Annotated in this window: 14 protein-coding genes; 4 read left to right on the top strand and 10 right to left on the bottom strand. The window is 67.8% G+C overall.

The genetic code is table 11. The features are described 5' to 3' along the window. Window positions 1-214: 214 nt before the first annotated feature. Both V9K91_RS00005 and V9K91_RS00010 read right to left on the bottom strand, forming a co-directional pair. Window positions 215-571 carry a DUF1304 domain-containing protein gene (locus V9K91_RS00005; RefSeq protein WP_095364333.1) on the bottom strand — a complete coding sequence of 119 codons (357 nt, stop codon included), beginning with the start codon at window positions 569-571 and terminating at the stop codon, window positions 215-217. 29 nt (window positions 572-600) lie between these two features. After that, a complete protein-coding gene (locus V9K91_RS00010) occupies window positions 601-1,938 on the bottom strand; it encodes an MFS transporter (protein WP_068854741.1) in 1,338 nt (445 codons plus the stop codon). A 144-nt stretch (window positions 1,939-2,082) separates the two neighbouring features. Between V9K91_RS00010 and V9K91_RS00015 the strand changes: the two genes are divergently transcribed. Further along, window positions 2,083-3,675: a choline dehydrogenase gene (locus tag V9K91_RS00015; RefSeq protein ID WP_336442485.1), complete on the top strand. Its 1,593-nt coding sequence runs from the start codon at window positions 2,083-2,085 to the stop codon at window positions 3,673-3,675. 142 nt (window positions 3,676-3,817) lie between these two features. After that, window positions 3,818-5,209: a serine hydrolase domain-containing protein gene (locus tag V9K91_RS00020; RefSeq protein ID WP_095364335.1), complete on the top strand. Its 1,392-nt coding sequence runs from the start codon at window positions 3,818-3,820 to the stop codon at window positions 5,207-5,209. A 235-nt stretch (window positions 5,210-5,444) separates the two neighbouring features. Here the strand turns inward: V9K91_RS00020 and V9K91_RS00025 are convergent, their stop codons facing one another. The 7 genes from V9K91_RS00025 to nudE form a co-directional block, all read right to left on the bottom strand. After that, complete coding sequence (locus tag V9K91_RS00025) at window positions 5,445-5,984, bottom strand: histone (RefSeq protein WP_068853707.1); 540 nt, start codon at window positions 5,982-5,984, stop codon at window positions 5,445-5,447. Between the two features lie 839 nt (window positions 5,985-6,823). Continuing rightward, a complete protein-coding gene (gene gcvH, locus V9K91_RS00030; RefSeq protein WP_068853708.1) occupies window positions 6,824-7,219 on the bottom strand; it encodes a glycine cleavage system protein GcvH in 396 nt (131 codons plus the stop codon). A 61-nt stretch (window positions 7,220-7,280) separates the two neighbouring features. Next, on the bottom strand, window positions 7,281-8,393 hold the full coding sequence (gene gcvT, locus V9K91_RS00035) for a glycine cleavage system aminomethyltransferase GcvT (protein ID WP_068853709.1): 1,113 nt from the start codon (window positions 8,391-8,393) through the stop codon (window positions 7,281-7,283). Between the two features lie 90 nt (window positions 8,394-8,483). Further along, entirely contained in the window at window positions 8,484-8,807 is a 324-nt protein-coding gene (locus V9K91_RS00040) for a YnfA family protein (protein WP_068853710.1), read from the bottom strand. Then, window positions 8,804-9,616 carry a nucleoside triphosphate pyrophosphohydrolase gene (gene mazG, locus V9K91_RS00045; protein ID WP_336442486.1) on the bottom strand — a complete coding sequence of 271 codons (813 nt, stop codon included), beginning with the start codon at window positions 9,614-9,616 and terminating at the stop codon, window positions 8,804-8,806. The genes V9K91_RS00040 and mazG overlap by 4 nt, the downstream gene beginning before the upstream one ends. A gap of 11 nt (window positions 9,617-9,627) precedes the next feature. Then, the gene (gene cysQ / locus V9K91_RS00050; protein ID WP_184126776.1) at window positions 9,628-10,431 is read right to left on the bottom strand and encodes a 3'(2'),5'-bisphosphate nucleotidase CysQ; all 804 of its coding nucleotides are present in this window, start codon (window positions 10,429-10,431) and stop codon (window positions 9,628-9,630) included. Beyond that, a complete protein-coding gene (gene nudE / locus V9K91_RS00055; RefSeq protein WP_068853712.1) occupies window positions 10,428-10,976 on the bottom strand; it encodes an ADP compounds hydrolase NudE in 549 nt (182 codons plus the stop codon). The genes cysQ and nudE overlap by 4 nt, the downstream gene beginning before the upstream one ends. Window positions 10,977-11,038: 62 nt before the next feature. Here nudE and bioA point away from each other — a divergent pair, with 62 nt between their 5' ends. Both bioA and V9K91_RS00065 read left to right on the top strand, forming a co-directional pair. After that, window positions 11,039-12,430, top strand: coding sequence for an adenosylmethionine--8-amino-7-oxononanoate transaminase (gene bioA, locus V9K91_RS00060; protein ID WP_336442487.1), 1,392 nt, complete (start codon window positions 11,039-11,041; stop codon window positions 12,428-12,430). Then, complete coding sequence (locus V9K91_RS00065; protein WP_336442488.1) at window positions 12,421-13,155, top strand: 16S rRNA (uracil(1498)-N(3))-methyltransferase; 735 nt, start codon at window positions 12,421-12,423, stop codon at window positions 13,153-13,155. Before bioA ends, V9K91_RS00065 begins: the two co-directional genes overlap by 10 nt. A gap of 58 nt (window positions 13,156-13,213) precedes the next feature. On the opposite strand, the gene V9K91_RS00070 is transcribed toward V9K91_RS00065, so the two are convergent. Beyond that, entirely contained in the window at window positions 13,214-13,684 is a 471-nt protein-coding gene (locus tag V9K91_RS00070; protein ID WP_068853715.1) for a chemotaxis protein CheW, read from the bottom strand. Window position 13,685: the final 1 nt, after the last annotated feature.

The following is a 13,685-nucleotide window of genomic DNA, read 5'->3' on the forward strand; positions in this document are numbered from 1 at the left end:
CTGCCGGCCAGCGGCCGGCACCACCATGCCCGTCTGCCGGAGGGGCCGCCGGCCCCTTCAGCAACACAGTTGCTACATGGACGTATTCACGGCGTGTCCCGCAAACCCACACCCGCCGGCCCAGCTCAGGGCATGCATCAGACAGGGGCTGTTCGCCGAAATGCGTGAAGCAGCCGGGCAGAGCCCGGCTCTACGAGATTGCGTGCGACGGCGGTTATGCCGGCACGAACTGCCAGGCGATGACCGCGAGGATGGCCGGGAGGGCCTGGACGAAGAAGATCCGCTTGTTGACGCTGTAAGCGCCATAGCACCCGGCAACAATCACGCAGCCCAGCATGAAGTTCACCAGCATCGGCAGGTGGTCGAACAGGCCCCAGAACAGGCCTGCGGCCAGGAAGCCGTTGTAGAGGCCCTGGTTGGCCGCCAAGACGCGGGTGAGCTCCGCCTTCTCCGGCGTGTTGCGGAACGTCTTCAGGCCCAGCGGGCGCGTCCACAGGAACATTTCCAGGACCAGGAAGTACACGTGCAACAGCGCGACCACCAGGGTCAGGATCAGTGCGGTCCAGTACATGCGCAAACCTCGAACGAATTGGAAACAGCTTACTCCGGCCGCTCGACCGGCAGCTTCTTTTCTTCGCGCAGCAGCCCGAACGCCGCCGCCGTCATGATGCCCGCCACCACCAGCCCGCCGGCGAACACCGCATGCGAGCCGAACAGCGACAGCCCCTTGTGCACCCATGCGAAGGTCAGGTCGCCACCGCGGTACACCACCGTGTCGATGGCCGCGCCCGCCTTGTAGCGCCACTGCCGGTCCACCCGGGTGAAGATCGTCTCGCGGGCCGGCTTGGCCAGCGAAAACTCGCTGGCCCGCGTCATCACCTGCACCACCGCCACCAGCATCGGCAGCGGCGAGGCAGCCAGCACCGAGAAGCCGATGATGATCGCAAACCCCGGAATCAGCAGCGCCGGCGCGATGCCGAAGCGCGACAGCAGCCAGCGCGTCAGCCCCAGCTGCAGGATCAGCGTCAGCGCGTTGATCGCCAGGTCCACCCGCGAATAGAACGCCGTGCTCGCCGCCGGGTCCGTGTACAGCCGCCGCACGATCGACGCCTGCTCGTTGTACAGCAGCGTGCCGATGCCCACCCCGAACACCACCATCACTGCCAGCCAGCGCAGGAGCGGCTCGCGCGCGATCAGCTTCAGGCCGTCCAGCACCCCGCCGCCCATCGGCGCCTCGCCCGAGGCCAGCTGCAGCTCCTGCTCGCGGGCCACCGCCCACAAGCGCAGCCGCCAGATGCAGAACAGGCACACGCTGAGGAAGCCCGCCGACACCAGCATCAGGTTTGCGATGCCCACCCGCTGCACCAGCGTCGAGGTCAGCGTCGGGCCCAGGAACGCGCCGATCGTGCCGGCCGCCCCGATGTAGCCGTAGAACGCCCGCGCCTGCACGTTCGAGAACACATCGGCCATGAAGCTCCAGAACACCGCCACCGCGAACAGGTTGAACACCGTGGTCCAGAAGAAGAACAGCATCCCCCGCCCCGGCACCCCGCTGTCGAACAGCAGATAGAAGCCCAGCAGCGTCACGATGAAGAAGCCGTACACCGCCGGCAGGAACACCCGGCGCGGGTAGCGGCTCACCAGCGCCCCGTACAGCGGCTGCAGCACCACCATGATCACGAACACGCAGGTGAACAGTACCTGCAGCACGAAGTCCTGCAGCGCGATGCCATGGCCATCGAACCACGCGATCAGCGCCGGCGGGAACACCGTCTGCAGGTCGGCCGATGCCGCCATCGCCTCGCGCACCGGGCGCAGCACGTAATACCCGCTGAGCAGGCAGAAGAAATACACGCAGGCCCAGAACAGCGGGGGCGACTGGCGCAGCGCTGCGCGCAGGCCGGGCTGCGCGGGCGCGCTCGGGTCCGGGGCATTCATGGCGCGCAGGTCCCGCACAGGCGGCGTGGCAGCGGCAGCATCGTGGCGATTCCGGGCAGCAAAGCGCGCACGGTAAACGATGCACCGCAACATCGCTAGGGGGCGACTGGCTTATGCTCGTGCCATCACCGTTGGGGAACGGACATGTACGACTACATCATCGTCGGCGCCGGCTCGGCCGGCTGCGTGCTGGCCAACCGGCTCAGCGCCGACCCGCACTGCCGCGTGCTGCTGCTTGAAGCCGGCCCGCGCGACCGCAACCCGTTCATCCACATGCCGGCCGGATTGGCGCGGCTGGTCAACAATCGCCGCATCAACTGGAACCTCTACACCGAACCGGAGCCGGCACTCGATGGCCGGCGGCTGTGGTGGCCGCGCGGCAAGGTGCTGGGTGGCTCCAGCGCCATCAACGCCATGTGCTACGTGCGTGGCGTGGCGGCCGACTACGACGGCTGGGCCGCCGCCGGCGCCACCGGCTGGGACTGGTCGCACGTGCTGCCCTGGTTCCTGCACGGCGAGGCCAACAGCCGCGGCACGGGTCCCTGGCATGGCGATGCCGGGCTGCTGTCGGTGTCCGACCCGCGCCACCACAACCCGCTCTCCGATGCCTTCCTGGACGCCGCCGTGCAGGCCGGGCACGCGCGCAACGACGACTTCAACGGCGCGCACCAGCTCGGCGTGGGCCTGTACCAGGTTACCCAGCGCGACGGCGTGCGCTGCTCCAGCGCCACCGCCTACCTGCGCCCCGCGCGTGGCCGGCGCAACCTCACCGTGCTCACCGGTGCCCGTGCCCGCGCCCTGAGCTTCCAGGGCGACACCGCCAACGGCGTGTACTTCCGCCACCAGGGTGCGCACCGTCATGCGCATGCGGCCGCCGAGGTGATCCTCAGCGCCGGCGCGATCCACTCCCCGCACCTGCTGATGCTCTCCGGCATCGGCCCGCACCGGCAGCTGCGCGCGCACGGCATCAGTACCCGGGTCGACCTGCCCGGGGTGGGCGGCAACCTGCAGGACCACCTGGATATCTGCACGCTGGTGCACACCCAGCCAGGCGTCAGCTACGACCGCAGCAACCAGGCGCGCATCGCCTTCGACTACTTCCTGCGCGGACGTCGTGGCGCCGGCACCAGCAACATAGCCGAGGCCGGCGGCTTCGCCCGCTCGCCGCTGGCGCAGGGCGACGGTGCAGACGTGCAGTTCCACTTCGTGCCGGCCATGCTGGACGACCATGGGCGCCACCGCCTGCCCGGCGACGGTTACACCCTGCATGCCTGCGCGCTGCACCCGCGCAGCCGGGGCCGGATCCTGCTGCGCGATGCCGACCCCGCCTCCGCGCCGCGGATCGAGGCCAACTACCTGGGTGATCCGGAGGGGCACGACCTGGCCATGATGAAGGCCTGCGTGCGCATGTCGCAGCAGATCCTGGCCCAGCCGGCGTTTGACCGCTGGCGCGGTGCGCCGATCTTCCCGACCCGCGACGACCTGGACGATGCTGCCCTGGAAGCCTTCATCCGCGCCAAGGCCGAGACCATCTACCACCCGGTGGGTACCTGCGCGATAGGCCAGCATGCCGACGCCGTGGTCGACCCGCAGCTGCGCGTGCGAGGCGTGCAGGGCCTGCGCGTGGTGGACGCGTCGGTCATGCCCAGCCTGGTCAGCGGCAACACCAACGCGCCCACGATGATGATCGCCGAACGCGCCGCGCGCTGGCTGGGGGCCCAGGTCCCCGCCACCTGAACAGGGGGTCGACGACGACCCTCCCATTCGATGCAAAAACCGCGCCTTTTCAATGCGATACGCATTCATCTTCGCTTCGTTTGTGCAATCACGAAAAGCAGCGCTAGAATCGGTGCCAGCAGTTGCGCACGGGCCCCAAACGATGAAAGAGAACAGCAGGCGCCGACCGATCCGTTCGGCGGCAACCGGGTTGCTGGGCATGCTCATGCCCATCGCCATGTCGTCCACCGCACAGACACCCAGTGCGACACCGGCCGCGTTCCCCGTCAACATCGAGAACAGCGCCGCCTCCGCCATTCCGCACACCCAGCCTGCGGCGTACCGGGCCACCACGACCAATCCGAAGGTGCTGCCGCCGGCCGCCGGGTTCAACGTGGCCAACATTGAGTCGATGGCCCAGCAGCTCACCTATGGCGAGCGCGTACCGGGCATGGCCGTGGCCATCGTGCAGGGCGGCCGCGTGCTCAGCGCGCGCGGCTATGGCGTCACCGACGTCAACAACCCGCAGATGGTCGATGCGCACACCGTGTTCCGGCTTGCATCGCTGTCCAAGGCGTTCGCCGGCACCATGGCCGGCCTGCTGGTCAACGACGGCACGCTGCGCTGGGACAGCAAGGTCACCGACTACGTGCCCGGCTTCCAGCTCAGCACCCCCGAGGCGACCGAGCGCCTCACCGTGGCCGATCTGCTCAGCCACCGTGTCGGCCTGCCGTACAACGCCTACGACCGCGACGTGGAAGCCAACGCCGAGTACTACACGCTCACCCACAAGCTGGCCTCGACCTCGCTCAAGTGCCAGCCGGGCGACTGCTATGCGTACCAGAACGTGGCCTTCAGCCTGATCGGCGATGTGGTGTACGCCGCCTCGGGCAGCTTCTACGAGCAATCGGTGGAACGCCGCCTGTTCAAGCCGCTGGGCATGGACGATGCCAGCCTGGGCCTGGCGGGCATCCAGGCCAGCTCGCGCTGGGCGCGCCCGCACGTGCGCAGCCGCAACGGCTGGGTGTCGCTGAGCCCGAAGCCGACCTACTACCGCCTCGCTCCCGCTGCAGGCGTCAACGCCAGTGCCAGCGACATGGCGCAGTGGCTGCTGGCCCATACCGGGCACCGCCCCGACGTGCTGCCCGCGCCTCTGCTGGCCACGCTGCACTCGACCCTGATCAACACCCCGGGCGAGATGCGCTCGGGCTGGCGTCGCGAGCGCCTGCACTCGGCCGGCTACGCGTTGGGCTGGCGCAACTTCGATTACGCCGGGCATGAAGTGATCTTCCATGCCGGTGCCGTGCAGGGGTATCGCGGCCTGGTGGCGCTGGTGCCCGAACGCGACCTGGGCATCGCCATCATGTGGAACGGCGAAAGCAGCCTGCCCAGCGGCCTGCTGCCGACCGTGCTCGACGCGGCCATGGGGCTTCCTGCGCAGCGCTGGCTGGACGTGGACACCGACTTCGGCAGCGACAACCTGATGACCGAAGACAGCACGCCGGCCAAGCGCAAGGGCGTGTCGTCGGACCGGGCGGTGGCGTCGCCGCGGTAAGCGTCAGCGAGGTGTATCGCATCCGGTACAGGGCGGCCTACGGGTCGCCCTTTTTTTTGTAGTGCCGGCCGCTGGCCGGCTTCCGATACCGCCTGGGCCGACTGACAGTCGGCGCTACCGTCGGGATCAACGTTCGTTGATCCCTCGCGGGAGGGGGATTTTTTTTGCGCAGCAAAAAAAAACCCCTCCCGCTGGGCGCCGGGAAGGGGTTTCAGGTACGGCTATCGGGAATGGATCAGATCAGCGGTGCCGGGGTTGCCGGCAGGGCGACCGGTGCAGCCTTCTTCTTGCGGACCGCCGGCTTGCGCTTGGCGACCTTCTTCACTGCCTTCTTGGCCGACGCCTTCTTGGCGGCCGGCTTGCGCGCGGTGGCCTTCTTGGCGGTGGCTTTCTTGGCGACCTTGCGGACGGCCTTCTTGGCAGTCTTCTTGGCAGCCGCCTTCTTGGCTACCTTGCGGACGGCCTTCTTGGCGGTCTTCTTGGCAGCCGCTTTCTTGGCTACCTTGCGGACGGCCTTCTTGGCGGTCTTCTTCACTGCCTTCTTTGCGGTCTTCTTGGCGGCGGCCTTCTTGGCGACCTTGCGGACCGCCTTCTTTGCCGTCTTCTTCACTGCCTTGCGGGCAGTCGCCTTCTTGGCTGCCTTCTTTACCGTCTTCTTGGCAGCCGCCTTCTTGGCTACCTTCTTCACGGCCTTCTTGGCAGCCGCCTTCTTGGCGACCTTCTTCACGGCCTTCTTGGCGGCCGGCTTTTTCTTCGCAGCTTTCTTGGTTGCCATGGGATTGGCTCCTCGTCAGTGATCTATGGAGTTGAAACGCCCAGGTAAAGCAAACCCGCCGTTACTGCCGTGCGGGGACCGCCGTCGCGTCGAGCGCGTCGTGACGGATACGGAGATACCTGCCACAGGATGCCAGGCAGGTATCGAATGCGGGGTGCCCTTGCATTTCACCGGAGGTAGCGAAGCCGACTCCACCGTCTTGGGACGCGCGGCGGATGTTCTGGTTGTGCTTCGCGACTGGATGTCGATTCGGCTCACTCGTTTGGCAGGCAAGGTCTGCTGGGCGAAACCTAATCACGCTTTTTTTCACTGTCAACAACCCCCGCGAAAAAATTTCACATGGATGCCCTCCGGCGCACCTCGCCTGGACCCTCCGCAAGCGCTCGGCGACACCCCTTCGACGGTCGTTGTTTGCGTGCACGCATCCATCCGAGCGGCGATGCGTAGAAAGAAAAACACTTAAAAGAAGCACTTTCGCAAACTGCACTGCAGATGCACCCGCGCTGCAGCCCGCAACCGGCGATTGCGCTGACGGCATCGCAACGGCTTCCCGCACGGGAACAAAACAGGGGCAAAAACTTTTCACATCCGCGAACGCTTTTTGCGTCCGGATTTGCAGAACTGCGCAAACTTTTAGGCGGTGGTGGACGTCAGGTTCGTGCCGGTTGCGCGCATCCATGACCCGCGCGATGGGGGTCGATGCACGTCGATGCGACCATCGACGGCGTCGCCATCCGTCACGCACGGATAACGCAATGGACGTCGGCAACCGGACGATGGCGCGCGCAGGCAAAAAAAAACGGCCGCACAGGGCGGCCGTCTTTCCAGGCAGGCGAGGATCAGTTGTCCTCTTCCTCGAGCAGTTCGGCGTAGTCGTCCGGGTCCAGCAGGTCGTTGACCTCCTCCTTGTTGGACAGCTCGATCACGCAGAGCCAGCCGTCGCCGTAGGCGTCTTCGTTGATGGTTTCCGGCTTGTCGGCCAGCGCCGAATTGACCTCGACCACCGTGCCGGAGACCGGGCTGTACACGTCGGAAGCCGCCTTGACCGACTCGACCACCGCGATCGCCTCGCCCGATTTTGCTTCGGCGCCAACTTCGGGCAGCTCGACGTAGACCAGGTCGCCAAGCAGGCCTTGGGCGTGGTCGGAAATGCCGATGGTGACGCGGCCGTTGCCTTCAACGCGCGCCCATTCGTGGGACTTGAGGAATTTGAGGTCGCCGGGGATCTCGCTCATGGGACTGCTCCGAAGAATTTCAGGGGGTCAAAAAACGGGGGTAGTGTAAAACAACCGGTGCTCAGCTTTCGCCCAGCACGCCGGGCTGTGCCTGGCCTTCGCGCACGAACGGGAACTTCACCACGCGCACCGGCACCTGCCGGCCGCGGATGTCCACGTGCACCTGGCCGAGCTCGCCACCCGGCACGCGGGCGAAGGCGATGCCCTTGCCCAGCGTCGGCGAGAACGTACCCGACAGGATCTCGCCGGTGCCGCCGGCGGTGGTCACCGCCTGGCCATGGCGCAGCACGCCCTTCTCGTCCATCACCAGGCCGATCATCTGGCGCGCGTCGCCGGCGGCCTTCTGCGCCTCCAGCACGTCGCGGCCGATGAAGTCGCGGCCTTCGTCCAGCGCCACCGTCCAGGCCAGTGCCGCTTCCAGCGGGCTGATCGCTTCGTCCATGTCCTGGCCATACAGGTTCATGCCCGCTTCCAGGCGCAGCGTGTCACGCGCGCCGAGGCCGGCCGGGCGCACGCCGGCGGCCGCCAGTGCATTCCAGAAGGCGATGACCTGGTCCTGGGCCACCAGGATTTCGAAGCCATCCTCACCGGTGTAACCGGTGCGGGCAACGAACAACGGTGCGCCGCTGGCAGCGGTGACGTCCACGGCGGCGAAGCGGCCCAGCTTCTGCAGCGCGGCGCGGTCGGCCTCGGCCACCAGGCCGGTGACGCGCTCGCGTGCGGTCGGCCCCTGCACGGCGATGATCGCCAGGTCTTCGCGCTCGGTCACCTGCACATCGAAGGCGGCGGCCTGCTCGCGGATCCAGGCCAGGTCCTTCTCACGGGTGGAGGCGTTGACCACCATGCGGAAGAAGTCGTCGGCCAGGTAATAGACGATCAGGTCGTCGATCACCCCGCCCTGCGCATTGAGCATGCACGAGTACAGTGCCTTGCCCGGTACCTTCAGTTTGTCCACCGAGTTGGCCAGCAGGCGGCGCAGGAACGGGCGCACCTGCGCGCCGCGCAGGTCGACCACGGTCATGTGGCTCACATCGAACATGCCCGCATCGGCGCGGACCAGGTGGTGCTCGTCCAGCTGCGAACCATAGTGGATGGGCATGTCCCAACCGCCGAAATCGACCATCTTGGCGCCGAGCGCGCGGTGGGTATCGTTGAGTAGCGTCTTCTGGGTCATGACCACAATCCGGGGGATGAAAATGCAGGTCGTCATTATCCCAGAACCGCTCCGTCAACGCCTGCGGCGGTGCGCCACGGTCAGCCCCGCCTAGCCCGCGCGCGGTGCGAACATGATCACCGCCATGCCGGCCAGGCACAGCGCCACGCCCAGCAGGTCCCAGCGGCCGGGGCGGATGCCATCCACCACCCACAGCCACGCCAGCGCGGTGCCGATGTATACCCCGCCGTACGCAGCGTAGACACGCCCGCTGGCAGCCGGGTGCAGGGTCAGCAGCCAGGCGAACAGGGCCAGGCTGGCGGCGGCCGGTAACAGCAGCCAGGCGCTGCCATCGCGGCGCAGCCACAACCACGGCAGGTAGCAGCCGACAATCTCGGCCACGGCGGTCAGCACGAACAGCAGCAAGGTTTTCACGGCTTGGCTTCGGCGGCCTTGGCCTGTTCCCACAGGCGCTCCTGCGCCTCCAGGTCCAACCCGGCCATCGATGCGCCCGCGGCCGCCGCCTGCGCTTCCATGGCGCGGAAGCGCCGTTCGAACTTGTGGTTGGCGTGGCGCAGCGCGGCACCGACGTCGACCTTGGCGTGCCGCGCCAGGTTGGCACATACGAACAGCAGGTCGCCCAGTTCCTCCTCCAGCCGCGCCTGGTTGTCCTGTACCGGACCGCGCGCGAATTCCGCCGCTACCTCGTCCAGTTCCTCACGCACTTTGTCCAGCACCGGTGCCGGGCCCGGCCAGTCGAAGCCCACCCGCGCCGCACGCGCCTGCAGCTTCACCGCCCGCTGCCACTCGGGCAGCCCGCGCGAGATGCCGACCAGCGCGGACGTGTCGGCGTCGCCCTTGGCGGCGCGCTCGGCGCGCTTGATCGCTTCCCAGTTGCTGTTGACGTCTTCAGCCCCATCGACCTGCACCTGCGCGAACACGTGCGGGTGGCGGCGCTGCATCTTGTCGCTGATCGCGCGGGCGACATCGGCAAAGCCGAACGCGCCCTGCTCGCTGGCCATCTGCGCATGGAACACCACCTGCAGCAGCAGGTCGCCCAGTTCGTCGCAGAGGTCGTCCAGGTCGCCACGGTCGATCGCGTCGGCGACCTCGTAGGCTTCTTCGATGGTGTACGGGGCAATGCTGGCGAAATCCTGCTGCAGGTCCCACGGGCAACCCCGCAGCGGATCGCGCAGGCGCGCCATGATGCCCAGCAGGCGGTCCAGTTCGGCGGGTGCGGACATCGGTGCTCCGGTCAGGCGGGAATCCAGGTACGCCACGGCAGGCGGGTGTCGCCCAGCGCGATGAAATCGCCGTTCAACAGCGTTTCGCGGCGGTTGTAGCGGAATGGTTTGCCGGTGGCGGCCGACAGCACCGCGCCGCCTGCGGCATGCAGCACGCACTGGCCGGCGGCGGTATCCCATTCGGCGGTTGGCCCCAGCCGCGGGTATACGTCCAGTGTGCCTTCCGCCAGCCGGCAGAATTTGAGCGACGAGCCCTGCGCGACGACCTCGATCTCGCCCATGCGGTCCAGCAGTGCCTGGGTTTCCGGGCTGCGGTGCGAGCGGCTGGCGGCCACCTGCAGCGGCGGCAGCGCCGGGGTGCGGGTGCGCAGCACCGAGTCATGCATGCCGTCACGGCGATAGGCCAGCTCGCCGCGCATGGCGTGCCAGGCCACCCCGCTGACCGGCGCCAGCACCACGCCGAACGCCGGCGCGCCCTGGTAGATCAAGGCGATGTTGACGCTGAATTCGTCGTTGCGCTTGACGAACTCACGGGTGCCATCGAGCGGGTCCACCAGCCAGTAGGCGCCCCAATGCCGGCGCACCTCCCACGGCACCTGCGCCGATTCCTCGGACAGGATCGGCAGGTCCGGGGTCAGCTGGCCCAGCCCGCGCAGGATCACCTGGTTGGCAGCCAGGTCGGCGGCGGTGACCGGGCTGCGGTCGGACTTGATCTCCACGTCGAACGGCGTGGCATACACCGCCATGATGGCGGCGGCGGCGTCCTGGGCAATGGCAATCACCGTTTCGCGCAGATCGGTGGTGAGTTTGATCATTCCCCGCGTTCCAGCCACTGGCGGGCAATGAACAACGCCGCCAGCGAACGCCCTTCGGAAAAGTCCTCGCGCAGCATCAGCCGGTCGAGCTCGGCGATTTTCCACGGCACCACTTCCAGCTCTTCGGGCTCATCGCCAACCAAGCGCTCGGGGTAGAGGTCGCGGGCCACCACCAGGTGCGACAGGTGGCTCATGTAGGTCGGGGCCAGGGTCATGGCGCGCAGCACGTCCAGGCGGCGCGCGCCATAACCGGCTTCCTCCTTCAGCTCGCGGTCGGCGGCCTGTTCGGGGGTTTCGCCGGCATCGATGCGGCCTTTCACCAGCCCCAGTTCGTAGCGGTGCACGCCGGCCGCGTATTCACGCACCAGCAGCACGGTCTGGTCATCCAGCATCGGCACCACCACCACCGCACCGTGGCCACGGCTGACCAGGCGCTCGAAGCGGCGGCGTTCGCCGTTGGAAAACTCCAGGTCCAGGTGCTGCCGCTGGAACGGGCCGCTTTCCTCGTCCGTGATCTGGTGGATGGTGGGCAGCGGACGGGTCATGCGAACTGGCTCTTTGAGATCGATAGAATGCAGGCAGGTGAAAACGTGGCCATGAGCTCGAAATGCTAGCAGACCCAGCCCCCCTTACGTTGGCCGACCGGTGGCGGCAACGCGACCTGGCCGTGCTGTGGCACCCGTGCACGCAGATGCGTGAGCACCCGGACACCTTGCCGCTGGTGCCGATTGCGCGCGGTGAAGGCCCGTGGCTGGTCGATCACGACGGCCACCGCTACCTGGATGCGGTGAGCAGCTGGTGGACCAACCTGTTCGGCCATGCCGAGCCGCGCATCGGCGCGGCCATCGCCCGCCAGGCCACCCAGCTGGAGCAGGTGATGCTGGCCGGCTTCAGCCACGAACCGGCGGTGGAACTGGCCGAACGGTTGCTGGCGATCGCACCGCGCCAGGCCGGGCGCGCGCCGTTGTCCAAGGTGTTCTACGCCGACAACGGCTCGGCCGGGGTCGAGGTCGCATTGAAGATGGCGTTCCATTACTTCCGCAACCGCGGCGAGGAGCACCGCACCCGCTTCGTGGCGCTGGAGAACGGCTACCACGGTGAAACCCTGGGCGCGCTGTCGGTCGGGGATATTCCGCTGTACCGCCGCGTGTACGCGCCACTGCTGACCGAGGCACTGTTCGCGCCCTCGCCGGACGCCTACCTGGCCGAACCGGGGCAGAGCGCCGCTGAGCGCGCCCATGAGGCGGCAGATCGCCTCGCCGACCTGTTCGACCAGCACCCGGGCGAGATCTGCGCGGTGATCCTGGAGCCGCGCCTGCAGTGTGCTGGCGGCATGCGCATGCACGACCCGGTCTATCTGAAGCGGGCGCGCGAACTGTGCGATGCCAATGGCGCGTTCCTGATCGCCGATGAGATCGCCACCGGCTTTGGCCGCACCGGTACCCTGTTCGCCTGCGAACAGGCCGGGGTGATGCCCGACCTGCTGTGCCTGTCCAAGGGCCTGACCGGCGGCTTCCTGCCGCTGGCGGCGGTGCTGGCAACGCAGGCACTGTACGACGCGTTCCTGGACGACAGCCGCGAGCGTGCCTTCCTGCATTCGCACAGCTACACGGGCAACCCGCTGGCCTGCGCGGCCGCGCTGGCCACGCTGGACATCTTCGCCAGCGAGGATGTGATCGCGCGCAACCGCAGCACCGCCGAGGTCATGCGCACCCTGGCCGCGCCCTTCACCGACCACGCCCATGTGGCCGATGTGCGCCAGGCCGGCATGGTGGTCGCGTTCGAGCTGACCCGCAACGGCGACAAGCGCACGCCCTTCCCTGCCGGGGCGCGGGTGGGGCTGCAGGCGTACAACGCCGCGTTGCGGCGCGGCGTGGTGCTGCGCCCGCTGGGCAACGTGCTGTACTGGATGCCTCCCTACTGCGTGGAGGACGAACACCTGGACCTGCTGGCCCAGACCACCCTGGCCGCGATCGAGGAAGCTGTTGCATGCGCGTGACCCGTTCTTATGTGGAAGCTCCGCTGGCCGTGGGCCAGACCCTGTCGCTGCCCGAAGAGGTGGCCAATCATCTTGTCCGCGTGATGCGTCTGCGCGAGGGCGAAGGCTGCGTACTGTTCAATGGCGATGGCCACGACTACAGCGCCACGCTGGTGGAATCGGGCAAGCGCGACGCCCGCGTGCGGATCGAGGCCGCGCAGGCGCTGGACAACGAATCCACGCTGTCGATCACCCTGCTGCAGGGCATCGCGCGCGGCGAGAAGATGGACCTGATCCTGCAGAAGGCCACCGAACTGGGGGTGCAGGCGATCGTGCCGGTCAATGCCGAGCGCACCGAAGTCAAGCTGGACGCGGCGCGGGCGGAAAAGCGCCTGGCGCACTGGCGCAGCGTGGTGGTGTCGGCCTGTGGGCAGTCCGGGCGCGCCCGGGTGCCGGAGGTAGCCGCGCCGCTGGGCGTGCAGGAGGCGGCCAAGGGAATGCCTGCCGAAGCGCTCAAGCTGACGCTGGACCCGCTGGGCGAGCACCGCTTGTCCACGCTGGAGGCCGCGCCCGATGGGGTGGTGATTGCGATCGGGCCGGAGGGCGGCTGGTCGCCGCGCGATCGGCAGGCGCTGGCGGCAGCCGGGTTCCAGGGATTGCAGCTGGGGCCGCGGATCCTGCGCACCGAAACCGCCGGGTTGGCCGCGATCGCGGCCTTGCAGGCGCGGTTGGGGGATCTGGGCTGACGCGTCGTCACGACCCACGGTCGTGAGCTACCGCATTTCCGGGGTGTCGAATCCCCGGTCAATTCACCGGAAGCGCCTCATCCAGGGCCGCTTCCAGCGCGTCAAGATCGGGCAGCAACGCGCTCTGTTCGCCCAGCAGCACGCGCATGTGCACGCCTTTCGGCAGGGTTTCTTCGGAGGCGTCGGCCAGCAGGCCGTCGCGCGGCACCGCGATCAGCTGCGGGAAGGTATGGGTCAGCAGCGCAAGGTACGGGCGATTGGGGTTGCCACCCAGCGCTTTGAGCACCACTACCTTGTTGTTGCTCACCACCGCGTCCTCGCCCTGGCCGGACAGGCGCGCGAACGACATCAGCGGCACGTCCCAGCCCTGCCAGCGGATTTCGCCGATCAGCCACGCGGGCGCGTTGTCCACCGGGGTGACCGGCACCTTGGACATCATTTCGGCCACCGTCGCATTGGGCAGCAGCACGCGCTCGCTCCCGGCCTGGATCAGTACCCCACGGATTTCGTCGTTGCTGGCGTAGCTCATG

Origin of the sequence: Stenotrophomonas sp. CCNWLW57 (assembly GCF_037203925.1) — a bacterium.
Classification (GTDB): domain Bacteria; phylum Pseudomonadota; class Gammaproteobacteria; order Xanthomonadales; family Xanthomonadaceae; genus Stenotrophomonas; species Stenotrophomonas rhizophila_A.